Origin of the sequence: Methylobacterium sp. (assembly GCF_019745455.1) — a bacterium.
In the GTDB taxonomy this organism is placed as follows: domain Bacteria; phylum Pseudomonadota; class Alphaproteobacteria; order Rhizobiales; family Beijerinckiaceae; genus Methylobacterium.
The window spans coordinates 1-25,179 of record NZ_JAIETD010000036.1 but is presented as its reverse complement, the minus strand read 5'-3'; the positions used below and the strand labels follow the sequence as shown (position 1 = coordinate 25,179).

Annotated in this window: 24 protein-coding genes; 20 read left to right on the top strand and 4 right to left on the bottom strand. The window is 66.6% G+C overall.

Translation table 11 applies throughout. The annotated features are described in order from the left end of the window. Positions 1-12: 12 nt before the first annotated feature. The 3 genes from K2Y56_RS08750 to K2Y56_RS08740 all read right to left on the bottom strand — a co-directional run bounded on the left by K2Y56_RS08750 (position 13) and on the right by K2Y56_RS08740 (position 3,705). A complete protein-coding gene (locus K2Y56_RS08750) occupies positions 13-2,118 on the bottom strand; it encodes a TonB-dependent receptor (RefSeq protein ID WP_292506990.1) in 2,106 nt (701 codons plus the stop codon). 174 nt (positions 2,119-2,292) lie between these two features. Then, positions 2,293-3,279, bottom strand: a complete 987-nt coding sequence (locus K2Y56_RS08745; RefSeq protein ID WP_292506989.1) for a DUF1775 domain-containing protein — start codon at positions 3,277-3,279, stop codon at positions 2,293-2,295. Positions 3,280-3,324: 45 nt separating this feature from the next. Further along, a complete protein-coding gene (locus K2Y56_RS08740) occupies positions 3,325-3,705 on the bottom strand; it encodes a hypothetical protein (RefSeq protein WP_292506988.1) in 381 nt (126 codons plus the stop codon). A 267-nt stretch (positions 3,706-3,972) separates the two neighbouring features. On the opposite strand from K2Y56_RS08740, the gene K2Y56_RS08735 reads away from it, so the two are divergent. From K2Y56_RS08735 to K2Y56_RS08685, 11 genes are all read left to right on the top strand, one after another. After that, positions 3,973-5,292 carry a L,D-transpeptidase family protein gene (locus K2Y56_RS08735; RefSeq protein ID WP_292506987.1) on the top strand — a complete coding sequence of 440 codons (1,320 nt, stop codon included), beginning with the start codon at positions 3,973-3,975 and terminating at the stop codon, positions 5,290-5,292. Positions 5,293-6,151: 859 nt separating this feature from the next. Further along, positions 6,152-7,456: a serine hydroxymethyltransferase gene (gene glyA, locus K2Y56_RS08730; protein WP_292506986.1), complete on the top strand. Its 1,305-nt coding sequence runs from the start codon at positions 6,152-6,154 to the stop codon at positions 7,454-7,456. A 126-nt stretch (positions 7,457-7,582) separates the two neighbouring features. Beyond that, a complete protein-coding gene (gene nrdR / locus K2Y56_RS08725; RefSeq protein ID WP_292506985.1) occupies positions 7,583-8,104 on the top strand; it encodes a transcriptional regulator NrdR in 522 nt (173 codons plus the stop codon). Then, positions 8,101-9,246 (top strand): bifunctional diaminohydroxyphosphoribosylaminopyrimidine deaminase/5-amino-6-(5-phosphoribosylamino)uracil reductase RibD, encoded by a 1,146-nt coding sequence (gene ribD, locus K2Y56_RS08720; RefSeq protein ID WP_292506984.1) that lies wholly within the window; start codon positions 8,101-8,103, stop codon positions 9,244-9,246. Before nrdR ends, ribD begins: the two co-directional genes overlap by 4 nt. Further along, entirely contained in the window at positions 9,228-9,884 is a 657-nt protein-coding gene (locus K2Y56_RS08715; protein WP_292506983.1) for a riboflavin synthase, read from the top strand. Before ribD ends, K2Y56_RS08715 begins: the two co-directional genes overlap by 19 nt. Before the next feature lie 352 nt (positions 9,885-10,236). Continuing rightward, positions 10,237-10,752 carry a 6,7-dimethyl-8-ribityllumazine synthase gene (ribH, locus tag K2Y56_RS08710; protein ID WP_292506982.1) on the top strand — a complete coding sequence of 172 codons (516 nt, stop codon included), beginning with the start codon at positions 10,237-10,239 and terminating at the stop codon, positions 10,750-10,752. Positions 10,753-10,754: 2 nt separating this feature from the next. Then, complete coding sequence (gene nusB / locus K2Y56_RS08705) at positions 10,755-11,234, top strand: transcription antitermination factor NusB (protein WP_292506981.1); 480 nt, start codon at positions 10,755-10,757, stop codon at positions 11,232-11,234. Between the two features lie 7 nt (positions 11,235-11,241). Then, the gene (gene thiL, locus K2Y56_RS08700; protein WP_292506980.1) at positions 11,242-12,243 is read left to right on the top strand and encodes a thiamine-phosphate kinase; all 1,002 of its coding nucleotides are present in this window, start codon (positions 11,242-11,244) and stop codon (positions 12,241-12,243) included. Positions 12,244-12,429: 186 nt separating this feature from the next. Continuing rightward, entirely contained in the window at positions 12,430-13,521 is a 1,092-nt protein-coding gene (locus K2Y56_RS08695) for an alkene reductase (protein ID WP_292506979.1), read from the top strand. A gap of 230 nt (positions 13,522-13,751) precedes the next feature. Further along, positions 13,752-15,650 (top strand): PAS domain S-box protein, encoded by a 1,899-nt coding sequence (locus K2Y56_RS08690; RefSeq protein WP_292506978.1) that lies wholly within the window; start codon positions 13,752-13,754, stop codon positions 15,648-15,650. Next, positions 15,647-16,303 (top strand): HAD hydrolase-like protein, encoded by a 657-nt coding sequence (locus tag K2Y56_RS08685; RefSeq protein ID WP_292506977.1) that lies wholly within the window; start codon positions 15,647-15,649, stop codon positions 16,301-16,303. Before K2Y56_RS08690 ends, K2Y56_RS08685 begins: the two co-directional genes overlap by 4 nt. Positions 16,304-16,307: 4 nt before the next feature. On the opposite strand, the gene K2Y56_RS08680 is transcribed toward K2Y56_RS08685, so the two are convergent. After that, the gene (locus K2Y56_RS08680; RefSeq protein ID WP_292506976.1) at positions 16,308-16,805 is read right to left on the bottom strand and encodes an outer membrane protein assembly factor BamE; all 498 of its coding nucleotides are present in this window, start codon (positions 16,803-16,805) and stop codon (positions 16,308-16,310) included. A gap of 187 nt (positions 16,806-16,992) precedes the next feature. Here K2Y56_RS08680 and K2Y56_RS08675 point away from each other — a divergent pair, with 187 nt between their 5' ends. The 9 genes from K2Y56_RS08675 to K2Y56_RS08635 all read left to right on the top strand — a co-directional run. Then, positions 16,993-17,562 (top strand): ubiquinol-cytochrome C chaperone family protein, encoded by a 570-nt coding sequence (locus K2Y56_RS08675; protein ID WP_292506975.1) that lies wholly within the window; start codon positions 16,993-16,995, stop codon positions 17,560-17,562. Continuing rightward, on the top strand, positions 17,559-18,068 hold the full coding sequence (locus tag K2Y56_RS08670; protein WP_292506974.1) for a DUF177 domain-containing protein: 510 nt from the start codon (positions 17,559-17,561) through the stop codon (positions 18,066-18,068). Before K2Y56_RS08675 ends, K2Y56_RS08670 begins: the two co-directional genes overlap by 4 nt. A gap of 184 nt (positions 18,069-18,252) precedes the next feature. After that, the gene (gene plsX, locus K2Y56_RS08665) at positions 18,253-19,287 is read left to right on the top strand and encodes a phosphate acyltransferase PlsX (protein WP_292506973.1); all 1,035 of its coding nucleotides are present in this window, start codon (positions 18,253-18,255) and stop codon (positions 19,285-19,287) included. Between the two features lie 28 nt (positions 19,288-19,315). Further along, on the top strand, positions 19,316-20,293 hold the full coding sequence (locus tag K2Y56_RS08660) for a beta-ketoacyl-ACP synthase III (protein WP_292506972.1): 978 nt from the start codon (positions 19,316-19,318) through the stop codon (positions 20,291-20,293). Between the two features lie 98 nt (positions 20,294-20,391). Then, the gene (locus tag K2Y56_RS08655) at positions 20,392-20,709 is read left to right on the top strand and encodes an integration host factor subunit alpha (protein WP_292506971.1); all 318 of its coding nucleotides are present in this window, start codon (positions 20,392-20,394) and stop codon (positions 20,707-20,709) included. A gap of 8 nt (positions 20,710-20,717) precedes the next feature. Next, positions 20,718-21,215 (top strand): MerR family transcriptional regulator, encoded by a 498-nt coding sequence (locus K2Y56_RS08650; RefSeq protein ID WP_292506970.1) that lies wholly within the window; start codon positions 20,718-20,720, stop codon positions 21,213-21,215. 205 nt (positions 21,216-21,420) lie between these two features. Then, positions 21,421-21,858 (top strand): 4-aminobutyrate aminotransferase, encoded by a 438-nt coding sequence (locus K2Y56_RS08645; protein ID WP_292506969.1) that lies wholly within the window; start codon positions 21,421-21,423, stop codon positions 21,856-21,858. Between the two features lie 191 nt (positions 21,859-22,049). Continuing rightward, positions 22,050-23,996 (top strand): PrkA family serine protein kinase, encoded by a 1,947-nt coding sequence (locus K2Y56_RS08640; RefSeq protein ID WP_292506968.1) that lies wholly within the window; start codon positions 22,050-22,052, stop codon positions 23,994-23,996. A gap of 85 nt (positions 23,997-24,081) precedes the next feature. Beyond that, a partial coding sequence (locus K2Y56_RS08635; protein WP_292506967.1) for a YeaH/YhbH family protein occupies positions 24,082-25,179 on the top strand: 1,098 nt, incomplete at its 3' end.

The following is a 25,179-nucleotide window of genomic DNA, read 5'->3' as shown; positions in this document are numbered from 1 at the left end:
ACCACCGGCGGTTCAGAACGACGCCCTTATCCCGCCGAAGAAACTGCGCCCGGCGCCGGGGTAGAAGGCCGCGAGGGCGGCGGCTCCGCCGACCGTCGCCGAGGCATTGGTGACCACCGAAATGTCGGAAATGGTCCGCTCGTCGGTCAGGTTGCGGGCATCGAGAAAGAGCGAGACGCCGTTCTTGAAGTCGATGCCGGTCTGGATGTTGAACAGCGCATAGCCCGGCACCTGCAGGGTGTTGGCATGGTCGGCGAAGGCGCCCCGCGGAACCCAATCGACAGAGGGCGACAGGTAGAAGCCGCCCGGATGCGTGTAGGTCACCACCGTGCGCAGCACGTCCTTCGGGATGCCGGCGATCTGGTTGTTGCGGAAGACAGGGTCGGCGACGAAACGGAAGTCGTTGTGGGTCCAGATCTGCGAGGCGGTCAGCGTATCGCGGATGCCGGTGAGGTCGCGCGCCACGTCGAGGGACAGCGCAGCCTCGACGCCCTGATGCACGGTGCGAGGCGCGTTGAAGGTCGCGGCTGGGATGCTGAGACCGGGATTGACCGAGAAGTTGATCAGCTCGTCCCGGATCTGCGAACGGTAGAGGGTCACGTCCCAGGCGAGGCGGTCGATGCGGCCGCGCGTGCCGGCCTCGTAGGTCCAGGCGCGCTGGGCCTGAAGCGGCACGAAGGTGGTGCCGAGCGTGTTGGTCTGCGTGAGATCGGAGAAATCGGGCACGTCGCGGGAGCGGGTGATGTCGCCGAAGACCTGGATGTCGGGCAGGGGCTGCCAGAGAAGGCCGACCTTCGGGTTCACGCCCTCATAGGTCTCGTTGGCGAAGGATGGGAGGCGGCTCGCGCCGGTAAAGCCGCCCTTGTTGCTGTAGGTCCGGTTCGACGAGAACAGCTTCGCCCCGGTCATCAGCGCCACATCGGGGAGGAACCAGAAGCGGTTCTCGCCATAGGCCTCGAGGTTCGAGGCACTCTGCATGGCGCTGAGCGTCTGGCCGTTGCGCTGGCCGGCGAAGTTGTTGAACTGCAGCGCCGAGTTCTGCCCGGCATAGGCGCGCAGGCCCAGGATGGTGTCGTTGCGAAATCCCGCGACGTCGAAGGTGCCGGCCCAGCGCGGTGCGATGCCGTAGGTCCAGCCATCCTGGTCGATGACCTGGAAGATCGGGTGATAGAGCGACTTGTGGATCGCCCATGTGTCGATATCGAGCTTGCCGACATCGAGGACGAAGGAGGTCCGGTTGGCGATCCGCTCGGTCCCGGCCTTGCGGGATTGATTGCCCGTGATGGCGCTCGGGTTCGCCAGAGTCGGGTTGTTGAGCGCGTTGAAGAGCGTCAGCGTGCCGGGCAGTTTCTGGTCGGTGAGATAGATCCCGAGATAGAACCGCGTCTCGATGCCGGGCGCGAGCTGGTAGCCGAGATTGGCGTTGAAGTTCTGCGTCCGCTGCGTCTCGTGGGCCCGGTAGCCGTCCGAATTGGTGAGGGTGCCGTTGATGAGAAGATCGGCCGGGCCGGAGATGCGGGAGACCTGAAAATTCTCGCGGATCGTGCCGAAGCTGCCCGCCTCGATCCGGAGGATGTTGGGCGCAAAGGCGGTGTAGGCCGTGGGCGTGACGAAGTTGATGGCGCCGCCCAGCGTCGTCGCCCCGAAGGTCAGCGCATTGCCGCCCTTGTAGACCTCGACCGAGCGCAGGGCGAGGGGATCGATCTGGTAGAAGTCTCCGCTGCCGTCGGCGAGGTTGACCGGGATGCCGTCCTGCAGGAGTTCGAGACCGCGCAGGTGAAAGCCGCGCGAGATTCCGGAGCCGCGCACCGAGAGGCGCAGTTCCTGGCCGTAACGCTGCTGCACGAACACGCCGGGCTGGTCCTTGAGGACGTCGCGCAGGGTGTTGGCATAGGCGTTCTGGAACGTCTTCGCATCGACGAAGCCGACAGAGCCGACGGTGGCATTCACGGCCGCACGCTGCTGTTCGACGCTCGGCACGGTGAGCGAACCGGCGCTCGCCCCCTGCACGCTGAGCTCGGACAAATCGGCGCTCGCGGCTTCCTGCCCCTGCGCGATGGCGGGCGACGTGATCAGGGCAACGGCGAGAACGCCCCACGGAAGCTGAGGAATGAACATGGTTCGGGCTCCGGACCGCGCGCTGTCCCGCTCCGCCTTCCGTGACGGAAGGCGGCGGGAGGCGGGGATCCTCAGAAGGAGGCGAGAAAAGGCGAGGGGGCTCCGCGCAGGGCATGAATGCGCCTTCCCGCTCAGACGCGGAGGGCGCTCACGCCGGACAGTGCGGACGAACGGTCAGTGGTGCTGATGACCGCTGGAGCCTGTAGAGCCGCCCGGTCCCTTGGCGCCGATAGGGGCGACCGCGAAGGTCACCGCCACCGTGCCGGCCCGCTCGAAGGTGAGGGTGCCGGCAATCGGCTCGCCCGCCTTGGGCGCCCCCTTCAGGTCCTCGAACATCAGGTGATAGCCGCCTGGCTTGAGTTCGACGGTTTCGCCCGGCTTGATGGTGAGGCCGCCCTCCACCACCGCCATCTTCATGACGCCGCCCTCCACCGACATGGAGTGGATCGAACCGGACCCTGCCATCGGGATGGCCGCGCCGGTCAGCCTGTCGGGCTCCTTGCCGGTATTGGTGATGCGCACGTAGCCGCCGGCAACCTTGGCGCCGCTCGGGGTGGCGCGCATCCACGGCGTCTCGATCGACAAATCGCCGGCCTTGATCGTGGCCGCAGAACTGCCGGTGACCTTCGGCGTCGACCGCGCCGCCACGATCGTCACGCCCGGAGCGGGTGATTTGAGCGCTTGAGCCGTCTGCCCGGCAGCGGGCACCTCGGTCCAGGCGTAGCTGCCGCTCGCGCAATCCTGCTCGACGGGGAAGTAGATCGTGGAGCCCGGCGAGAAGGCGTCCGAGATTCGGGCGATGAAGGTGAACTCGTCGACATGGTCGTCGGGCAGGCTGCCGCCGCTCCAGGTGATGGTCTTCACGCCCTCGCGGATGTCGCCGTGGAAATGGGGATAGGAGCGGGCGTAGGGCCCTTTTTCCGTCGCCACCTGCCAGCCCGGCTTCGGCATCGGCTTGGCGCCGATCACGCCCTCGGGGATCGTGACGCTGACCCGAGTGGTCGGCTGGCCCGAACAGCCGTGATTCACCTGCACGACGGCGCGGTAGCTGGCGTTGGGACTGGCCTCGCGGCGCTCGAGCGTGACGTGGGCGAAGGCTGCGCTGGTGGACAGGGTGAGGGCGAGGGCGGCGTAGAGCTCTGCCCGAGGCATCCGATGCATGATGAAATCTCCTGACGTCTGACAGATCGATGGCGAACGATCGGTTCAGGCGGTCGGGGGACCTCGGGCAAGGAAGCGGGAGCCGGGCGGCGCGCGCGCGGACACTCCCGGCTCGACAGGGCGGATCGCAGCGCCGGCCTCACGGGCCGGCCAGACGATGGCGAACGAAGCGGCGGCGAGCGGCGTGCCGGTATCGGGTGCAGCATGGGCGGCGGTGCAGCAGGCCGTGTCGTGATGGGCCGGCACCTTGATCGGGCCGTCTCCGTTCCGGCCGGGCTCAACGGCCTCGGAGCAGAGGTAGCCGGCATGATCGAGCATCCGGAGCGGCACGAGGCCGCCGAGGATCGCTTGCAGGACGAATGCATAGAGGACGATCACCGCAGCGATCGGCCTCCATCGTCCCCGCTTCGTGCCGACCTCGACCATGCCTTCCCTCGACCAGGCCTTCGCCTTACGCCAAGGCCGCTTGCGTCGCCAGAGGCTCGTCGAGCCAACCCGGCCTGTTGCGAATGCGCCGCAGGTGCGCGGGGGCACGCGGAGGATCGAGCGGCGCCACATTGTGGCCCGTTCGCCATGGCTTCTTAACCGTACCAAGACAGGTTCGCTGCACGAGTATCGCCGGACCGTCCCGCGTCCCCACGCTGGTCGGGCAGAGCGATCCTGGCGCTACAGAATGGATTTCAGGCTCCGCCGATGCTGACACAGGCCCTTCGCACCCGCTCCCTGGCCTCTCTTGGCCTTGCTCTCCTCGGCTCCGTCGCCCTCGGTCACGCGGTCTCAGCGCGAGAGCCGGCAGGCTTCGCCCAGGCCGAATGGGCACAGGATTATGCTGCCCCCGCCGGCCTCCAGGTGCAGCGCTCGCTGACCCCGATCCTGTCGCCGCAGACCATCGCCGCCACCGAGCAGATGGTCGAGCGGTACCGCGACATCGTCACCCGCGGCGGCTGGCGCCCCGTCACCGGCGCCGACCGCCTGCGCATTGGATCGCGCGGCCCAGCCGTTGCTGCCGTGCGCCAGCGTCTCGTGGCGTCGGGAGACCTCGATCAGGCGTCCGGCACTGCGGGCACTGCGGCCGTGTACGATTCCTACGTCGCGGCCGGTGTGAAACGGTTCCAGGCCCGTCACGGTCTCAGCCAGACCGGCGCGATGAGCATGACGACCCAGCAGGCCATGAACGTGCCGGCTGACATCCGCCTCAAGCAGCTTGAGGTGAACGTGGTCCGCCTTCGCTCCTATTCGGGCAACCTCGGCAATCGCTTCGTCATCACCAACATTCCCGCCGCCCTGGTCCAGACGGTGGAGAACGGTCAGGTCGTGACGCTCCACGCCGCTGGCGTCGGCAAGATCGATCGCCAGTCGCCGATCATGAATGCCAAGGCGGTGGAGATCAATTTCAATCCGACCTGGACGGTCCCGGCTTCCATCGTGAAGAAGGACCTGATCCCGAAGATGCAGAAGGATCCGAACTACCTCACCGACAACAAGATTCGCATCTTCACCGGTGAGACCGAGATCTCCCCGGCCTCGGTGAACTGGAACTCCGACGAGGGCACCCGCTACCGCTACCGACAGGATTCGGGCGCCGACTTCAACTCGATGGGCATCGTGCGCATCAACATCCCGAACCCGCACGGGGTGTTCATGCACGACACGAACTCGAAGGGTGTTTACGGAGACGATTTCCGCTTCATCTCGTCGGGCTGCGTCCGCGTCCAGAACGTGCGCGAGTACATCACCTGGCTCCTCAAGGACACACCCGGCTGGGGACGTGAGCAGGTCGAGCAGGCAATCGAGAGCGGCAAGCGCATCGACGCGCGGATGACGCAGCCGGTGCCGGTCTACTGGACCTACATCACCGCCTGGTCGACCCCGGACGGCCTCGTGCAGTTCCGGGACGACATCTACAAGCGCGACGGCGTCAACGTACCCTCGACCCTCTCGGCACCGACGCCGGTCGCGAGCGCCGATACAATGTCGCAGCAAGCCTTCGAGCCGGGCGACGAGGAGAACTGACCTCAGCCCCCATGTGGTCTCGTGAGAAGCCCGCAAGACGCCGGCGCGCAATAATGGCGCCCGGCGGCAGCGTAATCACGATGGATTGAGCTCTCTGTCTGAGCACAATCGACGATCTTCCGGAACGGTGTGGGTTTCCGATCAGCGGGTTCCGGCCACAACGACCGGCAACCCGCCCGCGACTTGATTGGTTTGCGCTAAGCGCATGGAAATCGAGCATCCAGTCTGGATGCATTTCAACAAAATTCATTCAAGCAATGGCTATATTCCGTATTATTTGGAGAAACTGGCGAAATTATTCATTCTATTAAGTCATCGAAAACTTGAACTTGACCCATCCCCGTACTTCGAAGATGGTTAAATCGTATCTATCCCGAGTCGAATTCGATGGGGGAGTGCGGGGCGTCATAATACCCGGTTTCGCAAGCGTGTTGGGTGGAATGGCCGCCGGCCCAATGGGCGCCAGTCCCATGGGCGGTGGCGGGATGCCCGGCGGTCCGATCGCCAGCATTTTCTCCAGCCTTCTCTCGTCTCTATCCGGTGCAGGCGGGGCGCCTCCAGGCCGAGGCGCCGCACCGACCGGCGGGAGCGGAAGTTCCTCCGGGAACGAAGCGGGGAACGAGGATGGCGGCGGAAAAGGCCCGATGAAGATATCGCCCGCTGATTGACGCGCATCGACTTCTATCATCGTGCTGTGGCTGACGACTTCGGCGCGTTCAAATTTTTTGGACCCGCGCGGCAAATTCCCCTGCGCTTGGCCTGGCATCCCAGCCCGTGTAGTAATCACGCTTTCGAACGCCCGTCCGTGCACGCCGACGGATAAGGGGCGCGTAGGCTCGTTCAACAATCGAGGGCATCCATGAGCGCCGGTACGATTTCCGACAAGCACTTCTCGAACTCGTTCTTCAGCGCGTCGCTCGCCGACGTGGACCCTGAGATCGCCAGCGCGGTCAGCAAGGAGCTCGGCCGGCAGCAGCACGAGATCGAGCTGATCGCCTCGGAAAACATCGTCTCGCGCGCCGTGCTGGAAGCACAGGGCTCCGTGCTCACCAACAAGTATGCCGAGGGCTATCCGGGTCGCCGGTATTACGGCGGCTGCCAGTTCGTCGACATCGCCGAGGATCTCGCTATCGATCGGGCCAAGCGCCTGTTCGGTTGCGGCTTCGCCAACGTGCAGCCGAATTCCGGCAGCCAGGCGAACCAGGGCGTGTTCCTGGCGCTCCTGCAGCCGGGCGACACCTTCCTCGGCCTCGACCTCGCCGCTGGCGGCCATCTCACCCATGGCGCCCCGCCGAACGTCTCGGGCAAGTGGTTCAAGCCGGTCTCCTACACCGTCCGCCGCGACGACCAGCGCATCGACATGGAGCAGGTCGAGGCACTCGCCCACGAGCACAAGCCGAAGGTCATCATCGCTGGTGGTTCGGGTTACCCGCGCCATTGGGACTTCGCGAAGTTCCGCGAGATCGCCGATGCGGTCGGGGCCTACTTCATGGTCGACATGGCCCATTTCGCCGGCCTCGTCGCCGCGGGCGTGCATCCCTCGCCGTTCCCGCACGCTCATGTGGCCACCACCACGACGCACAAGACGCTGCGCGGCCCCCGCGGCGGCATGATCCTCACCAACGACGAGGCTCTGGCCAAGAAGTTCAACTCGGCGATCTTCCCCGGCATCCAGGGCGGTCCGCTCATGCACGTCATCGCCGGCAAGGCGGTCGCCTTCGGCGAGGCACTGAAGCCCGAGTTCAAGATCTACGCCCGTCAGGTCGTCGAGAACGCACGTGCGCTGGCCGACACGCTGATGTCGGGCGGCTACGCCATCACCTCGGGCGGCACCGACAACCACCTCATGCTTGTCGACCTCCAGGGCAAGGGCCTCACCGGCAAGGCCGCGGAAGCGGCGCTATCGCGGGCCGACATCACCTGCAACAAGAACGGCGTCCCGTTCGATCCGGCCAAGCCGACGGTGACCTCGGGCATCCGCCTTGGCACCCCGGCCGGCACCTCGCGCGGCTTCGGCGTCGCCGAGTTCAAGCAGATCGGCGGCTTCATCATCGAGGTGCTCGACGGTCTCGTGGCCAAGGGTGAGGGCGGCGATCCCGAGGTCGAGGCTGCGGTGAAGGTCAAGGTCCACGCGCTGACCGACCGGTTCCCGATCTACGGCTGAACGCTTCGCCCCGCTTAACCTGCGGGTACGAAACCGCTAAGGAACGGCCACGGATCATCAGGTCCGTGGCCGTTCCCGTTGTACCGGGCCGGCCCTCCGCGCCATCGAGACAGATCGAACCGCCCGATGCGATGCCCCTATTGCGGCGGCCCCGATACCCAGGTGAAGGATTCGCGCCCGAGCGACGATGCGGCCGCCATCCGCCGCCGGCGTGTCTGTCCCGATTGCGCCGGTCGGTTCACGACCTTCGAGCGGGTTCAGCTTCGCGAACTCGTGGTGGTGAAGCGGTCTGGCAAGCGGGTGCCGTTCGACCGAGACAAGCTGCAGCGCTCGATTGGGGTCGCCCTCCGCAAGCGGCCGGTCGAGCCGGAACGGATCGAGCGCCTCGTCAGCGGCATCACCCGGCAATTGGAGAGCGGCGGCGATGGAGAGATCCCGAGCGAGGCGATCGGCGAGTTGGTAATGCAGGGCCTTAAAGGCCTTGACGACGTCGCCTATGTCCGCTTCGCCTCCGTCTATAAGAATTTCCGCGAGGCCAGCGACTTCAAGGCCCTGCTCGGCACCCTTGGCGAGGCCGGGGCGCCGCCCGAGGTAGAGGAGGCGGTCACGACACGCACACCCACGCGCTCGACGCGGGTGCGTTCATGAACGCAGCGACGGACGAGGCGGACCGCCGCTACATGCGCCTCGCCTTGGCGCTCGGGCGGCGCAACCTCGGGCGAACCTGGCCTAATCCGTCCGTCGGCGCCGTGGTGGTTGCCGGACCGCCAGGGGCCGAGCGCATCGTCGGGCAGGGCGTCACCGCGCCTGGCGGGCGACCGCACGGCGAGCCGCTCGCGGTGTCCATGGCCGGAGAGGCGGCACGCGGCGCCACGCTCTACGTGACACTCGAACCCTGCTCGCATCACGGGCGGACGCCGCCCTGTACCGAGACGATCATCGGCGCCGGCCTCGCCCGGGTAGTGACAGCGATGGAAGACCCCGATCCCCGCGTCGCCGGGCGTGGTCACGCCGGGCTGACCGCCGCCGGCATCGCCGTAACGACCGGCGTGCTCCGGGAGGAGGCTTGCCGCGCCCATCTCGGCCATATCAGCCGCATCACGCTGGGGCGCCCGAGCCTCCACCTCAAGCTCGCCCTGACGCAGGACGGGTTCGCGGCGGGCACGCCCGACCGGCGGCTGCAGATTTCGGGCGCCGTGGCGAGCGGCGAGGTTCATCTCTGGCGCATCCATGGCGATGCCATCATGGTCGGGATCGGAACCGTGCGCGCCGACGACCCGTCGCTCAATGTCCGGCTGCCCGGCCTCGGCTCGCGGTCGCCTGTCCGCGTGGTGCTCGACTCGACCCTGCGGCTCCTGCCCTCGACCCATCTCGTCCGCAGCGCGCGCGACATCCCCACTCTCGTCCTCACCACCCGCAGCGCCCCGGCCCATGCCCGGCGGATGCTGACCTCGGCCGGAGTCGAGATCCTCTCCGTCGACGCCGATTCCGGCGGGAGGATCGACCTCACCGACGCCCTTCGGCAATTGTCGGCCTACGGCATCACTCGGATCTGCAGCGAGGGAGGTCCGCGCCTCGCCGACGCGCTTGCCGCAGCCGACCTCGTCGACATCTGCACCCTGATCGAGGGAGCGGTGACCCTCGGGGAGAGCGGCGGCCTGCCGGCCGTCGGTCCGCGTCTCGGCGAGCGCCTGTCGAGCGGCCATCTGCGGCAAGTCGAGGTCCGTCAGCTCGGCGAGGACCGGGCCGTCACCTATGAGCGGAGCGTTTTATGTTCACTGGTCTCGTGACCGATGTCGGCACCGTTGTCGCCGCGAGTGGGAGCGAGCGCCTGCGGCGCCTGACGATCCAGTCGTCCTACGATCCGGCAACCATCGCTCTCGGCGCCTCGATCGCCTGTTCGGGTCCCTGCCTCACTGCGGTCGCGGTCGAACCGACCGAGGGTGGCTGCCGATTCAGCGTCGATGCGGCCGCCGAGACGCTGGCGCGGACCAGCGTCGGCACCTGGAGCGTCGGCACGCGCGTGAACCTCGAACGCTCTCTCAAGGTCGGAGACGAGCTCGGTGGTCATCTCGTCACCGGCCATGTGGACGGGCTCGGCGAGATCGTCGCCTGCGAACCGGTCACCGGAGGTACGGGCGACCCGCAATGGGCGCCGAGCGATCGCTTCGTCATCCGCGCGCCCGCGGCTCTAGCGCGCTTCATCGCAGAGAAGGGCTCGATCTGCCTCGACGGCACCTCGCTGACCGTCAACTCGGTTGATGGCGACCTGTTCTCGGTTCTGCTGATCCCCCACACCTTAGCGGTCACCACCTGGGGCGAGCGCCGGGCGGGCGACGTGCTGAACCTCGAGGTCGATCTCATCGCCCGCTACGCGGCACGTCTGAGCGAAAGCCGGGACACGCTGGGCGCGCCGCGAACTTCGTAGGCGATGTCGGTCAGGCTAGAGGAAGCGTACAGGCACTTCGACGGAATCCCTTCCTACGGTATCCAGGTGAGCAGGCTGTCTCGCGGCTGAAACAGGCGGCTTTCCTTATGGATGAGTCGCGTTGCCGTTCCGCGGGTGAGGCCGGTCACGCCCACGCTTGTGGCCTGCCTGCCTTCGGTCTAGTGCTGCGGCGATCCCGGCCCGCAAGGGTCGGGGGCACCGAATGAGAAGGGCCCGAGTCCATCGGGCGGCCAGGGCGGCGACCTCAAGGTTCAGGAACGCGATGGGCCGATCCGCGTCGCCCTATCGGGTGGCGGGACGGCCCAGGCACGAAAACAGCGACGAGGCCGCCATGGTATCCACGAGCCCGACCTTCCGCAGTGATCCCCGGCTAGCCGAGGCTCTCAGAGGAGCTCGCGTTCTGGTGGTCGAGGCGCGCTACTACGATGACATCGCCGACGAACTCTTGGCGGGCGCAGGGGCAGCCATCGAGGCGGCAGGCGCCGAAGCGACCGTAGTGACAGTGCCAGGAGCCCTCGAAATCCCCTCTGCCGTCGCCATCCTGATCGAGGCGGCGGAACGGGCCGGACAGCCCTACGATGCGGCCGTCGCGCTCGGCTGTGTCATTCGGGGTGAGACCGGCCATTACGACATCGTCGCCGGCGAGAGCGCGCGCGCATTGATGGACCTGTCCGTCACCCTGCGCCTGCCCCTCGGCAACGGCATCCTGACGGTCGAAACTCAGGAGCAGGCCGAGGCGCGGGCACGGGTCGCGGAGATGAACAAGGGTGGCGGTGCGGCGGAAGCCGCCCTTACGGTGCTCGCGCTCAAGCGCGCAGCCTCGGCCGCTTCCGTCGGAGAAGAATGATCATGTCAAAGACCGTCGAGCGCAGCGGCGCCCGTCTCTCCGTCGTCCAGGCCCTCTACGAGATGGAGATCTCGGACAAGGGCGTGATCGAGGCGCTCGCCGAGTTCGAGGCGTTCTGGATCGGGCGCGAGGTCGACGGCATCGACCACCCCCCGGCGGAGATCGCCTTCTTTCGCGATCTTCTCCGCGGCACCGTCGAAGAGCAGCGCGCCATCGATCCGCAGGTCGACCAGGCTCTGGCCGCCGGCTGGCCGCTCAAGCGGATCGAAGCTGTTCTGCGGGCCATCCTGAGGGCCGGAACCTACGAGCTGATGTTCCGCCGCGACGTTCCGGCCCGGGTCGTCATCTCCGAATACGTCGCCGTCGCCGACAGCTTCTTCGCCGGCGACGAACCCGGCGTCGTCAACGCGGTCCTCGACAAGATCGCCCGTGGGGTGAGGGGCACGGAATTCGCCGGGCTCCCGGGCAGCGTCAAGGGCTGAGCCGGCGATGAGCGGCGCGGCGCCGAGGCTCGGCGAGGACGCGCTGATCGCGCGCTACTTCGCACCCCTTTCCGGGCCGGGCGCCGACAACCTTCGCGACGACGCCGCGACACTCACGCCGAGCCCCGGCCACGATCTCGTCGTGACGACCGACACGATCGTCGCAGGCGTCCATTTTCTGGCGGATGACCCAGCCGGCTCCGTCGCCCGCAAGGCGCTCGGTGTGAATTTCTCGGACCTCGCCGCGAAAGGCGCCGCGCCTTGCGGATTCGTCCTATCCCTGGGCCTTCCGACGGACTGGACCGAGGATTGGCTGTCGGTCTTCGCGGCCGGCCTCTGCGAGGCGATCGCCGCCTTCGGTTGCCCGCTCCTCGGGGGCGACACCGTGCGCGCCGGCGGCCCGGCCTTCATCGGGATCACGGCCTTCGGTGAGGTACCTGCCGGCCAGATGGTCCGGCGGATGACTGCCGAGGTCGGCGACCGCATCTGCGTCACCGGCACCATCGGCGATGCCGCAATCGGGCTTCATCTCGCCCGCGCCTCCATGCCCGCCTGGGCCGGCGACCTCGATCGCGCCACCGTGGACGCGCTCGTCGACCGCTACCGGCATCCCCGCCCGCGCGTCGCTTTGGCTCCGGCCCTGCGCGCCCATGCCCGCGCGGCCATGGACATCTCCGACGGCCTCGCCGGCGACCTCGCCAAGATGCTCAAAGGCGAGGGGAGGGGCGCAGAGATCCTCGTCAGCGACATTCCCCTGTCGGCGGCCGCGCGCGCCGCCATCGCCCGAGAGCCGGCACTCCTTGACACTGCTCTTACCGGAGGGGACGACTACGAGATCCTCTGCGCGGTGCCTGAGAAAGACGTCGACGGCCTGAGCGCAGAGGCCGCTGCGGCCGGCATCGCCTTCAGCGTCATCGGTACCGTGACGGCGGGCGACGCGCTTCCGGCATTCACCATGGCCGACGGCGCGATCCGGACCTTCCCGGGCGGATCGTTCAGTCACTTCTGAAAGGGCCGACGCCGAGCCTCTCGGGTGCCGAGAGCGCCAGCCCTGGCACCGATGTGCGCCCGCGCACGGCGCAGCGGCTTTCGCGAACTGGCGCTCGATCGACGAGAGCCCACCTAAGGCCGCATCGGCCGGCCCTTGCCGCAGGGCAGCGCCCACCCTTTGTCGAAACCCATTGCGAGAAACCTGATGCCGTCCTTGTTCGATCCGATCCGCCTCGGCGCGATCGACGCGCCGAACCGCGTGTTCATGGCGCCCCTGACCCGCGGGCGCGCTACCCGCGAGCACGTGCCGACCCCGATGATGGTCGAGTATTACACGCAGCGCGCCGGTGCCGGCCTCATCCTCAGCGAAGCGACCGGCATCAGCCGCGAGGGGACCGGCTGGCCGTACTGCCCGGGCATCTGGACCGACGAGCAGGTCGAGGCCTGGAAGCCCGTGGTCGAAGCGGTGCACCGAGCCGGCGGCCGCATCGTCAGCCAACTCTGGCACATGGGCCGGGTCGTCCACCCGGACTTCCTCGGCGGTGAGAAGCCCGTCTCGGCCTCCGCCACGACGGCCCCGGACCAGGCCCATACCTACGAGGGCAAGAAGCCCTACGGGGAAGCGCGCCCCTTGAGTCTCGACGAGATCCCGCGCCTGCTCGCCGATTACGACCGTGCCGCCCGCAACGCGATGGCCGCCGGCTTCGACGGCGTGCAGATCCACGCTGCGAACGGCTACTTGATCGACCAATTCCTGCGCGACCGCACCAACCTGCGAGACGACCGCTACGGCGGTTCCGTCGAGAACCGTGTCCGGCTCCTGGCCAAGGTCGCCGAGACGGTGGCGAATGCGGTCGGGCGTGAGCGGACCGGCGTCAGGCTCTCGCCGAACGGCGAGATCCAGGGGGTCGACGATTCGAACCCGGAAGCCTTGTTCACCGCCGCCGCGGCGGCCCTCGGCAAAGTCGGCATCGCCTTCCTTGAACTGCGTGAGCCCGGGCCCAACGGCACCTTCGGAACCGCCAACCATCCGCCCATCGCGCCGGCGATCAAGGCAGCCTTCGGTGGCCCGCTCGTACTGAATTCCGACTACGACGGCGAGCGCGCCCAGGCGGCCGTCGAGGCCGGCGAGGCCGATGCGATCGCCTTCGGACGTCCGTTCATCGCCAATCCCGATCTCGTCGAACGGTTGTCGAAAGGCGCGCCGCTCAACAAGGACGATGCGCGAACCTGGTATAGCCAGGGTCCGGAAGGATATCTCGACTATCCGGCCCTCGCGACGGCTGACGCAGCCTGAGGAAGCTGCCTTAAAAGTATGCACGAGGTCGATCATTGTATTGTTTTATACACTGATCGACCTCGGCCCCTTTCTAAGCAGCAGAATTATCACTCATGTCGCGCTGATGTGATCGAAGGGGGCTATCTCGTAAGCCATTTCTGCCGAATTATTCGAGCTTAGCCGCAGCTCGTGCTATCCAGCGCCACATTTCAGGCCTATGGACGCTCTCCCAGCGAGGGCCAGCGCCTTTGAGTTCGAATGACCCCTGTCCGACGGCGGCCTGTCAATGGTCAGAGGCGGACCGGCTCTCCCATCTGCACGACCTCCAGATCCTCGATACGGCACCGGAAGCCGCTTATGACGATCTCGTGCGGATCGCCACGCTGGTCACCGGCGCGCCGATCGCGCTTGTCAGCCTCGTCGACAAGTCGCGGCAATGGTTCAAGGCGCGGATAGGATTCCCGGACCCGGAAACCTCGCTTGACTTGTCGGTCTGCGTGCATGCCCTCCAGGCCGAGACGATCTTCGTCATCCCCGATCTGACCCTCGACCCGCGGTCGAAGGACAATCCCCTCGTGACGACACCGGAGGGGATCCGCTTCTACGCCGGCGCGGTGATCAGGACATCGACAGGGATGCCGCTGGGCAGCCTTTGCGTCCTCGATACCAAGCCGCGTCCCGACGGACTGACGGACCTGCAGACCGAGGTGCTCTGCGCCCTGGCACGCCAGGTTGCGAGCCTGATCGAGGCGCGGCGCATTCGCACCGAGGTCGCAAGCCAGGCGGCCGAGCTCGCCGCGAGCGAGCGACGCTTCCGCGTCATGACCGCGGCGATGCCGCAGATGGTCTGGACGACCCTGCCCGACGGGTTCCACGACTTCTACAACGACCGCTGGTACGAGTTCACCGGCATGCCCTACGGCTCCACCGACGGCGTGGGCTGGAACGACGTATTTCATCCGGACGACCAGGAGCGGGCCTGGACGCGTTGGCGCCACTCGCTGGCCACGGGCGACCCCTACGAGATCGAGTATCGCCTGCGCCACCATTCGGGCGATTATCGCTGGACGTTGGGACGGGCCATGCCGATTCGCGACGCGGATGGGGCGATCGAACGCTGGTTCGGGACCTGTACGGATATCGAGGATCTGAAGCGGGCCGAGGCCGAGGCGCGCAAGCTCGCAGCCATCGTGGCGCAATCCAAGGATTTCGTCGGCATCGCAGATGCCGACTTCCGGGTCGTTCACATCAACGCCGCCGGCCGCCGCCTCGTCGGCCTCGCCGAGACGACGCCCGTCGCCGACATCTCGTTGTCCGAGTGTTTCGCTCCCGAGAGCCGCGCCTTCATCGAAGATGTGGTGCTGGCGACTGCGTTGCGGGACGGCTGGTGGGAGGGCGAACTCGCCTTCCGGCACTTCCAGACCGGCGAAACCATCGCGGTCCTCTACAACATCTTTCAGGTCCACAGCGACGACGGCGCCCCGATGGGCTACGCCACGGTGACCCGCGACCTGCGCGAGCGCAGGCGCGCGGAGGAAGCCCGCGACCTCCTGATCAAGGAGCTCTCGCACCGGATCAAGAACATCTTCGCCGTGGTGGGCGGCATCGCCGCCCTGTCGGGACGGACCGACCCCGCCGCGACGCCCTTCGTCCAGGCCTTCCGGCAGCGACTCGGCGCCCTCGCACAGGCGCACGAATACGTCCGCCCGCATTCGCCTGCCAGCGCCCCGGCCGTCAGCGGGCAGACCGTTCTGGGTCTCATGCGCATGATCATGGCGCCCTATACCGAAGAGGGCCGTGCCCGGGTGATCGTCGTTGGCGACGACGTCGCCGTCGGAGACGGGACGGCCACCGCGCTTGCCCTCATCATGCACGAGCAGGCGACCAACGCGATGAAGTATGGCGGTCTCTCCACCACCGAGGGACAGGTGACGCTGACCGGACGAACGCAGGACGGGAGCTACGATCTCACCTGGGCCGAGAGTGGCGGCCCGCCTGTGGCGGGGCCGCCGACCCGCCGCGGCTTCGGGACGATCCTCGCCGAGCGCAGCGTAGCCGGCCAGCTCGACGGCGACCTGAGCCACGACTGGGCGCCAGGCGGCCTCGTGATGCGACTGAGCGTCCCGATCGCCAATCTCCGGCATTGACCGTACCGACTGAACCCGATCGCCGCTACGACCTCGTGGTCTTCGACTTCGACGGGACGCTCGCCGACAGCTTTCCGTGGTTCTGCAGCGTGCTCAACGGGGTCGCGGACCGCTATCGGTTTCGTCGCGTCGAGGACGGCGAGATCGACACGCTGCGCGGCATGGGCGCAAGCGCCATCGTCCGCCATCTGGGCATTCCCGCCTGGAAGCTGCCGCTGATCTCGCGTCACATGACGGCCCTCGCCGCACGTGAGATCGACGCGATCCAGCTGTTTCCCGACATCGCCCCGACGATCGAGGATCTCCATCAAACGGGTCTGAACCTCGCCATCGTCAGTTCGAACGCGGAAGCGAATGTCCGCCGCGTGCTCGGGCCGCAGCTCTCGAGCCGGATCACTCGGTATTCATGCGGTGCGCCGCTCTTCGGGAAGACGCGGCATCTCAAAAGCGTGATCCGTCGCACGGGCATTACCCCGCAGCGGACGCTCTATGTCGGCGACGAGACCCGCGATCACGACGCCGCATGTTCGGCAGGATGCGATTTCGCCGCGGTCGCCTGGGGCTACACGAGGGGCGAAACCCTCGCGGCCAGCAACCCGACGATCCTGCTTGACGCCCCGGACGATCTCCTGAACGCGATCGTGGCGCGGTGACCCGTCAGAGCCCGCTTCTCGCCCCCGGGACGATGCTGGTGCCGCTGCCGCTGCCGAAGGGCTCGTAGCGGGTGAGACCGCGGAAGAGCTGGCTGAGGAAGGCGCGGTCGGCGCCGCTGGAGGGGGTGGTGCGCTCGATGAAGTCGAACACCCTACCGTCCTGAAGACCGTAGAGCGCGACGCGCTCGACCTTGAAACCGGCGTTGAAATACACCGCCGTCACCTTCTGGTCCTCGACCTGCTCGCCGAGGAACAGGACCGTGCGGCGGGTGTTCTGGCTGATGTAGTACCAGGACTTGTTGCCGACGGTGGAGACCGTGGAGGGTGTGCCGAGGATCTGAAGCACCTGCTCGGCGCTCATGCCCGGCTTCACGGTGGCGAGGGCGGCCTGATCGATCTGGTAGCCGTGACGCAGGTCCTCGCCGATGCAGCCCGACAGGATGGTGCCGACGAGGCCGATGGCGGCGAGTCGAGCGAGCGACGATACGAGACGGCGCGACATCGGCCACCCTTGATTATGATGAACTGAACGCATCTTCGATCCACAGCGGCACTACCTGCCGGAAGACCGGAAGGAGCTTGCGCTGCAAGCCGTCGTTGCCGTACCGCGGGGTTATGGTTTTGACAAGGCAAGCTCGGCCACGGCTCAAGGATGTCGATCGTCCTGCTCGCGATCGCAGGAGGTCGACATGATCTGGCGCCTCTTCGGACGCGGTGACGCGGCGAGCAGGACCATCGAGACGCTTCATCGGCGCATCAACGATGCCTCGCGGCAACCCGGCCTCTACACCATGCTGGGCGTTCCCGACACGGTCGAGGGCCGCTTCGAATGCCTCAGCCTTCACGTCATCCTGGTGCTGCGGCGGCTCGAACGCTTGCCGGCACCGGCGGACGACGTGTCCCAGGATCTGGTGAATTCGGTGTTTCTCCAGCTTGATTCGTCTCTGCGCGAGCTCGGAGTCGGCGATTTCGGGGTGCCCAAGCGGATGAAGAAGCTCGGTGCTGCCTTCTACGGCCGTGCCGAGACCTATGGCAGCGCCCTGGCAAAGGATGATGCTGTAGCGCTTTGCGAGGCGCTCGCCCGAAACGTCCTCGGCACCGAGGATAGTGGTGCCGCGGCTGGGCTTGGGGATTACGTCATCGACAGTGCGGCACAACTCGAGGCGATGGACCTCGACGGTTTGCTCGGGGAAGGACCGCGCTTCGCGGACCCGCGGCGCATCGCCGAGGCCCGTGCCGCAGCGACAGGTGCGCCATGACACATGACAGGGGCTCCAGCCCGCTCTCACACCTCGTCCGGATCGACCGGATCCGAAAGGACGGAAACGAAGTCGTCGTCGAGGCGACCCAAGCGGAATGCGCGGCACTGGCCGAGGACTTCAAGATCCCGGCGATCCGCGAACTCGTCGGCCGCTTTCGCGCGGACGGGCCGTCGTCGCGTCTCGTCGTCACCGGAACGGTCTCGGCGATCGTGACCCAGGTCTGCACAGTGACCCTCGACCCCTTTGAATCGAAGGTCCAGGAGCCCGTCGAAGTCGCCTACACCGATACCGACATCCTGGTCGGCACCGATGCCGAAGACGCCGACGTGCCCGACCCGATCGTCGGCAATCGCATCGATTTCGGAGCCCTCACGGCAGAATTCCTGGCACTTGGCCTCGATCCCTATCCGCGCAAGCCCGGCGTCGCCTTCACCCCGGTGACCGACGGCGAGGAGGACGGCCCCTTGGGCGAACTGCGCCGGCTCCGCCAGCCCGACGGGTGAGGGGACATGTCGGAGGCCGGAAGACGGCCGGCGATCGTCGATGCGTTGAGATTTCGTTTGCCCGGTCGGCCGGGTTCGCTATTTTCCGCCGCGCCGACCAGGGGCTCGCCACGATCGCAAAGCCTCCATCCCGCCCTCCCGATGGGGGCATCCCCTTCGCAAGAGGCCATCGGCCGGACCCTTCATGTCACAGCGCGTGTGCATCTCCCTCGACGCCATGGGCGGCGACCACGGCCCCACGACGGTGGTGCCCGGCGCGGCCATCGCCCGCGAGCGGCATCCGGAGATGACCTTCCTGATGTTCGGGGACGAAGCGATCCTGAGGCCGCTTGTCGAGGCCGAGCCACGGCTCAAGGGCGCCGTGGAGATTCGCCACACCACCATCGCGATCGCGATGGACGACAAGCCGAGCCAGGCGGTGCGCACAGGCCGCGGCAAATCCTCGATGTGGCGGGCGATCCAGGCGGTGAAGAACGGCGAGGCCGACGCTGCGGTCTCGGCCGGCAATACTGGCGCGCTGATGGCGATGTCGAAGATCTGCCTCAAGACGCTTGCAGGGATAGAACGCCCGGCCATCGCCTGCCTGTGGCCGACGGTGCGCGGCGAGAGCGTCGTCCTCGATGTCGGCGCCACCATCGGCACCGATGCCGAGCACCTCGTCGAGATGGCGCTGATGGGCTCCGCCATGGCGCGGATCGTATTCGACCTCGAGAGCCCCACGGTCGGCCTCCTCAATGTCGGTACCGAGGAGATGAAGGGCAACGAGGCGGTAAAGGAAGCCGCGAGACATCTGCGTGAGACCGACCTGCCGGGCCTGACCTATCACGGCTTCGTCGAGGGCAACGATCTCGGCCTTGGCACCGTCGACGTCGTCGTCACGGAGGGCTTCACCGGCAACATCGCCCTCAAGACCGCCGAGGGGACCGCCAAGCAGATCGGCACCTATCTGCGTGCCGCGATGGGCCGGACACTCTCGGCCAAGATCGGCTACCTCTTCGCCCGGCAGGCCTTCAAGGCCCTGCGCGAGAAGATGAATCCGAGCCGCGCCAATGGCGGAGTCTTCCTCGGCCTCGAGGGAATCGTCATCAAGAGCCACGGTTCGGAGAACGCGCAAGGCTTCGCAGCCGCCGTAGACCTCGCCCACGACATGGCCCGTCACGACCTGATGCGGACGATCCGGGACATGCTCGACCAGACTCCCACGACGGTCTCCGCGTGAGGTCGACCGCGACAGAGGGACGAACCCGATGACGAAGCTGCGCTCCGTCGTGGTCGGCTGCGGCTCCCACCTGCCGGCCCGCTGCGTCACCAACGCGACGCTCGCCGAGACGGTGGATACCTCCGACGACTGGATCGTCCAGCGCACTGGCATCCGGCAGCGCTACCTTGCGGCCGCCGACGAGACGACGTCGACGCTCGGCACCAGGGCGGCTCAGGCCGCCCTCGACGATGCCGGCCTGACGGCGGACGACATCGACCTCGTCATCTGCGCCACCTCGACGCCCGACCACACCTTCCCGTCGACTGCGACGCAGATCCAGGCTGCGCTCGGCATCCACCAGGGCGCCGCCTTCGATCTCCAGGCGGTCTGCGCCGGTTTCGTCTACGGGGTTTCCACGGCCGACAAGTTCCTCAGTACTGGGAGCGCCAAGCGCGCCTTGGTCGTCGGCGCCGAGACCTTCTCGCGCATCCTCGATTGGGAGGACCGCACAACCTGCGTCCTCTTCGGCGACGGCGCCGGGGCGATCGTCCTCGAAGCCCGCGAGGGGGAGGGCACCAGCGCCGACCGCGGCGTCCTGACCTCCAGCCTTCGCTCGGACGGGCGCCATCGCGAGAAGTTGTACGTCGACGGCGGTCCCGGCTCGACCGGCACGACCGGCCACCTGCGCATGGCCGGCAAGGAGGTGTTCCGCTTCGCGGTGGGTTCCGTCACCGACGTCATTGTCGACGCTTTCGAGGCGACCGGGACGACGGCCGACGATCTGAACTGGTTCGTGCCACATCAGGCGAACCGCCGCATCATCGAAGCCTCCGCCGACAAGCTCGGTATCGCCCGCGACAAGGTCGTCCTCACGGTCGACCGGCACGGCAATACCTCGGCGGCCTCGATACCGCTCGCCCTCGACGCCGCCTGCAAGGACGGGCGTATCCGGAAGGGCGACCTCGTGATGATCGAGGCGATCGGCGGAGGGTTCACCTGGGGCGCCGCCCTGATCCGCTGGTAGAAGGCCGACGACTCGATTGACCGGGGCCGCAACGGCGATTAGCGTGCCGCATCATAAAGATACGTGATAAACGTAACGGAGCGGGCAGGGGCGGATCCATGAGTGGGAAGACGGTCACACGCGCCGATCTGAGCGAGGCCGTCTACCAGCAGGTCGGCCTCTCTCGCACCGAATCGTCAGCCCTGGTCGAAACGGTTCTGTCGGAAATCTGCACCTGCCTCGCGCAAGGAGAGACCGTCAAGCTGTCGTCCTTCGGCTCGTTCGTCGTCCGCAGCAAGGGGCGACGGGTCGGGCGCAACCCGAAGACCGGCGTGGAAGTCGAGATCGAGCCGCGCCAGGTGATGGTGTTCAAGCCGTCCAACGTGCTGAAGGCGCGCATCAACGGCTTGAACGGAACCGGTCTCGACGACGAATGAGGGCGACGATGGCGCTTGCGGCGGCCCGGACCATGTCGGAGGCATCTGAGAAGAGCGCCGGCGCCTTTCGGACGATCAGCGAGGTCGCCGAGGAGATCGACGTGCCCCAGCATGTCCTGCGTTTCTGGGAGACCCGGTTCACCCAGATCAAGCCGGTGAAGCGGGCAGGAGGTCGTCGCTATTACCGGCCCGAGGATGTCGACCTCATCAAGGGGGTGCGGCGCCTGCTGCACGGGCAGGGCTACACGATCCGCGGCGCACAGCGCATCCTGAAGGAAAGTGGCGTCCGTTTCGTTCAGTCGATCGGCCGGGGCGAGGCGGAGGCAGCAGCACCGGCCCCGCAGGACCTCGACCTGCCCGATTCCGCCGGGACGTCATCGATGTCCGGGCTTGGCCTGTCGGATTCCGACCTCGCCTGTCTCCAGGATGTGCTGAGCGACCTCAAGAGTTGCCGCGACACGATCGACGCCCTGCGTCTCCCGCCGGATGCCGATCCGGGGGCGTGAAGGGGCGATCGCCTGCCTAAATGATAGGCTGGGGATGCTAGGTCACGAGGATCGAAGCCGACTTCTGCCTGGGAACGCGGCATCCTGCTTCCTTCAAGGCAGCACTCGACGCCTGCGACGACCATCCCCACATGATCTGGAGCCGACAGGCGGACAAAGCCGGGACTTCCCCGGATCGCCGCGCGCCACCCGGAGTACGACCTCGATGCTGATCCGTCCGACCGCCATCCTCGCCGCCGGCCTCATCCTGACAGTGCCAGCCTTCGCTCAGACCACCGTCACGCGCAGCGAGAATGTCGCCAGCGGCAAGAGCGTCAGGCTCGCGATCGTGCCCAACCTCAAGAAGGATTGCACTTCGGGACCGATGCCGGAGATCCGGGTCAGCGGCGCCCCCAAGAATGGCTCTCTCGTGACCAAGGTCGGCAAGATCAAGACCCCCGCCACCTATCGCTGCCCGAACAAGGAGGCGGCCGTTCAGGCCGTGTTCTACGAGGCCAAGGCTGGATACACCGGCGCCGACGAAGTCGTCGTCGATATCAAGAATTCCGATGGCCAGGTTCAGACTCAGACGATCAAGCTCACGGTCGGGGCAGCCGGGACGAAGCCGGCTGGCGAGACCAAGAAGGAAGGCACCGAGCTCTGACCGCAGCGCGGCGGCCGCCTTACGAACAGCTCTGAGCAAGGTTCCCATGGAAGCTTGAAAACCGTCCGGTGTGGCATCCATCACACGCAGCGATGATGTGTGTGCCGCACTGCGACAAATCTGGGCCTGTCAGTTGCATCGGAGGCGAGACAGGATGAAGCTGCGGATGTCGTGAGGGGATCGGAGTGCCTATGCCGTCGACGAACGACCTTTTCCAGAGCTTTGCCCGGGGCTACGAGGCGCGGCGCGATACGGAGATGAGCCTCTCCGAGTATCTCGAAGCCTGCCGCGACCAGCCCCTAATGTATGCCAGCGCGGCCGAGCGCATTCTCGATGCGATCGGCAAGCCGGAATTCGTGGATACGGCCAAGGATGCCCGGCTCGGCCGCATCTTCATGAACCGTACGATCCGGACCTACCCGGCCTTCTCGGAATTCTACGGCATGGAGGAGACGATCGAGCGGATCGTCTCGTTCTTCCGCCACGCTGCTCAGGGGTTGGAGGAGCGCAAGCAGATCCTCTACCTCCTCGGCCCCGTCGGCGGCGGCAAATCTTCGCTCGCCGAGCGCCTCAAGGCGTTGATGGAGGTTCATCCCGTCTACGTCCTGAAGGCCGGCAACGAGGTCTCGCCGGTCTTCGAGAGCCCGCTCGGCCTGTTCGACCCCGAGACCATGGGAGCCGAGATCGAACAGCGCTACGGCATCCCGCGCCGTCGCCTCACGGGTCTGATGAGCCCCTGGGCGCTGAAGCGTCTCGACGAGTTCAACGGCGACATCTCGCAATTCAAGGTCATCAAGGTCCGGCCTTCGCGCCTGCGCCAGATCGCCATCGCCAAGACCGAGCCCGGCGACGAGAACAACCAGGACATTTCGTCCCTCGTCGGCAAGGTCGATATCCGGCGCCTCGAGACCCTGTCCCAGGCGGACCCGGACGCCTACTCCTATTCCGGCGGCCTCAACCGGGCCAACCAGGGCGTCCTCGAATTCGTCGAGATGTTCAAGGCGCCGATCAAGATGCTGCATCCCCTGCTCACGGCGACGCAGGAGGGCAATTATGTTGGCACCGAGAATATCGGCGCGATCCCCTTCACCGGCATCATCCTCGCCCACTCGAACGAGTCCGAGTGGCAGACCTTCAAGACCAACAAGAACAATGAAGCCTTCATCGACCGCATCTACGTCATCAAGGTGCCCTACTGCCTACGGGTGACCGAGGAGCAGCGGATCTACGAGAAGCTCGTCTCGGGTTCCGAGTTGTCTCAGGCAGCCTGCGCGCCCGGCACCCTGGAGATGCTGGCCCGGTTCTCGGTGCTCTCGCGCCTGCGCGAGCACGCCAATTCCAACGCCTTCTCGAAGATGCGGGTCTATGACGGCGAGTCCTTGCGCGAGGTCGATCCCCGCGCCCGCTCGATGCAGGAATACAAGGACTCGGCCGGCGTCGACGAGGGCATGGACGGGATCTCGACCCGCTTCGCCTTCAAGGTGATGGCCGCGACCTTCAACCACGACACAACGGAAGTCTCCGCCGACCCCGTGCACCTCATGTACGTGCTGGAGCAGGCCCTGCGCCGCGAGCAGCTCCCGCCCGAGACCGAGAAGCGCTACATCGAATTCATCAAGACCGAACTCGCACCGCGCTACGCCGAATTCATCGGTCACGAGATCCAGAAAGCCTACCTCGAATCCTACCACGACTACGGCCAGAATCTGTTCGACCGGTACATCGACTATGCCGACGCCTGGATCGAAGATCAGGACTTCAAGGATGCGGAGACCGGGCAGCTCCTCAACCGCGAACTCCTGAACCAGGAACTCACCAAGATCGAGAAGCCGGCCGGCATCGCCAATCCGAAGGATTTCCGCAACGAGGTGGTGAAATTCGCTCTTCGCTCTCGAGCGCAGCACGGCGGCCGCAATCCGAGCTGGACCTCCTACGAGAAGCTGCGCGAGGTCATCGAACGCAGGATGTTCTCTCAGGTCGAGGAACTGCTTCCCGTGATCTCGTTTGGCTCCAAGAAGGATGGCGAAACGGAGAAGAAGCACGGCGAGTTCGTGGAGCGGATGGTCGCGCGAGGTTATACCGAGCGTCAGGTCCGCCGCCTCGTCGAGTGGTACATGAGGGTGAAGCAGGCCGGGTGAGAGCGATGCCCATGGGGCGGCGACCCCGTCGTCCCATCGGCCGCTTACCGCGGCGGATCATGAGGGTTGAGGGCGAAGACACCGGATGCACATCGTCGACCGTCGGCTCAATCCGGGGGGCAAGAGCCTCCCCAACCGCCAGCGTTTCCTGCGTCGCATCAAGGACGTGGCGCAGCGCTCGGTCCGCGAATCCGCGCGCGAGAAGGACATCAAGGATCTCGGCAAGGACGGGCGGGTCTCGGTGCCGGTGGACGGCGTCCGCGAGCCGCGGTTCAGCCGCCAGTCCGGAACCGGTCTGCAGGACTACATACTCCCGGGCAACAAGACCTATGTCGAGGGTGATCGCATCGAGCGTCCGCCCAGCGGATCGGGCGGAAGCGGATCGGGGGAGGGCGGTGACGGCTCGGAGAACAGCGAGGATGCGTTCCGCTTCGTCCTGACCCGTGACGAGTTCCTCGAACTCTTCCTCGAAGACCTCGAACTGCCGGATCTCGCCAAGCGTCGGCTGTCGGTGGTCGAGACGGAAGGCCTGCGCCGGGCCGGCTATACCGTCTCGGGTTCGCCGGCGAACCTTGCTCTCACACGCACCCTGCGCAACTCGATGTCGCGCCGCATCGCCCTGAAGCGACCGAAGCCCGACGAGATCGCGGCCCTCGAGGCTCAGATCGCCGAGACCTTCGAGACGGATCCGGGACTCCCGGACCTGCGCCTCGCACTGGAGGCCCTGCGCGAGCGCGCCAAGCGCATCCCCTACGTCGATCCCCTCGACCTGCGCTATCGCCGGTTCGAAACCTATCCGCGGCCGGTGGCGCAGGCGGTGATGTTCTGTCTCATGGACGTCTCGGGCTCCATGACCGAGCACATGAAGGACCTCGCCAAGCGCTTCTACATTCTGCTGCACATCTTCCTGACGAGGCGCTACCGCCACGTCGAGATCGTCTTCATCCGCCATACCGACAAGGCGACGGAAGTCGACGAGGAGACGTTCTTCGGCTCGCGCGAGACCGGCGGGACGCTGGTCTCCTCGGCGCTCGTCGAGATGAAGCGGGTGATCACAGAGCGCTACGATCCCAACGACTGGAACATCTACGCCGCCCAGGCTTCCGACGGCGACAACGTCTCCAGCGACGCGCCGACCGCGACAGAGTTGCTGCGGGCGCATATCCTGCCCGCCTGCCAGCAC

Bases quoted from the DNA above. Each gene is read 5' to 3' on its own strand.
- K2Y56_RS08750 (WP_292506990.1), bottom strand. From the start codon at position 2,118: ATGTTCATTCCTCAGCTTCCGTGGGGCGTTCTCGCCGTTGCCCTGATC.
- nrdR (WP_292506985.1), top strand. From the start codon at position 7,583: ATGCGATGCCCCTATTGCGGCGGCCCCGATACCCAGGTGAAGGATTCG.
- K2Y56_RS08695 (WP_292506979.1), top strand. From the start codon at position 12,430: ATGCCGTCCTTGTTCGATCCGATCCGCCTCGGCGCGATCGACGCGCCG.
- nusB (WP_292506981.1), top strand. From the start codon at position 10,755: ATGTCAAAGACCGTCGAGCGCAGCGGCGCCCGTCTCTCCGTCGTCCAG.
- glyA (WP_292506986.1), top strand. From the start codon at position 6,152: ATGAGCGCCGGTACGATTTCCGACAAGCACTTCTCGAACTCGTTCTTC.
- K2Y56_RS08670 (WP_292506974.1), top strand. From the start codon at position 17,559: ATGACACATGACAGGGGCTCCAGCCCGCTCTCACACCTCGTCCGGATC.
- ribD (WP_292506984.1), top strand. From the start codon at position 8,101: ATGAACGCAGCGACGGACGAGGCGGACCGCCGCTACATGCGCCTCGCC.
- K2Y56_RS08675 (WP_292506975.1), top strand. From the start codon at position 16,993: ATGATCTGGCGCCTCTTCGGACGCGGTGACGCGGCGAGCAGGACCATC.
- thiL (WP_292506980.1), top strand. From the start codon at position 11,242: ATGAGCGGCGCGGCGCCGAGGCTCGGCGAGGACGCGCTGATCGCGCGC.
- K2Y56_RS08640 (WP_292506968.1), top strand. From the start codon at position 22,050: ATGCCGTCGACGAACGACCTTTTCCAGAGCTTTGCCCGGGGCTACGAG.
- K2Y56_RS08655 (WP_292506971.1), top strand. From the start codon at position 20,392: ATGAGTGGGAAGACGGTCACACGCGCCGATCTGAGCGAGGCCGTCTAC.
- K2Y56_RS08650 (WP_292506970.1), top strand. From the start codon at position 20,718: ATGGCGCTTGCGGCGGCCCGGACCATGTCGGAGGCATCTGAGAAGAGC.
- K2Y56_RS08740 (WP_292506988.1), bottom strand. From the start codon at position 3,705: ATGGTCGAGGTCGGCACGAAGCGGGGACGATGGAGGCCGATCGCTGCG.
- K2Y56_RS08735 (WP_292506987.1), top strand. From the start codon at position 3,973: ATGCTGACACAGGCCCTTCGCACCCGCTCCCTGGCCTCTCTTGGCCTT.
- K2Y56_RS08745 (WP_292506989.1), bottom strand. From the start codon at position 3,279: ATGCATCGGATGCCTCGGGCAGAGCTCTACGCCGCCCTCGCCCTCACC.
- K2Y56_RS08660 (WP_292506972.1), top strand. From the start codon at position 19,316: ATGACGAAGCTGCGCTCCGTCGTGGTCGGCTGCGGCTCCCACCTGCCG.
- plsX (WP_292506973.1), top strand. From the start codon at position 18,253: ATGTCACAGCGCGTGTGCATCTCCCTCGACGCCATGGGCGGCGACCAC.
- ribH (WP_292506982.1), top strand. From the start codon at position 10,237: ATGGTATCCACGAGCCCGACCTTCCGCAGTGATCCCCGGCTAGCCGAG.
- K2Y56_RS08645 (WP_292506969.1), top strand. From the start codon at position 21,421: ATGCTGATCCGTCCGACCGCCATCCTCGCCGCCGGCCTCATCCTGACA.
- K2Y56_RS08715 (WP_292506983.1), top strand. From the start codon at position 9,228: ATGTTCACTGGTCTCGTGACCGATGTCGGCACCGTTGTCGCCGCGAGT.
- K2Y56_RS08680 (WP_292506976.1), bottom strand. From the start codon at position 16,805: ATGTCGCGCCGTCTCGTATCGTCGCTCGCTCGACTCGCCGCCATCGGC.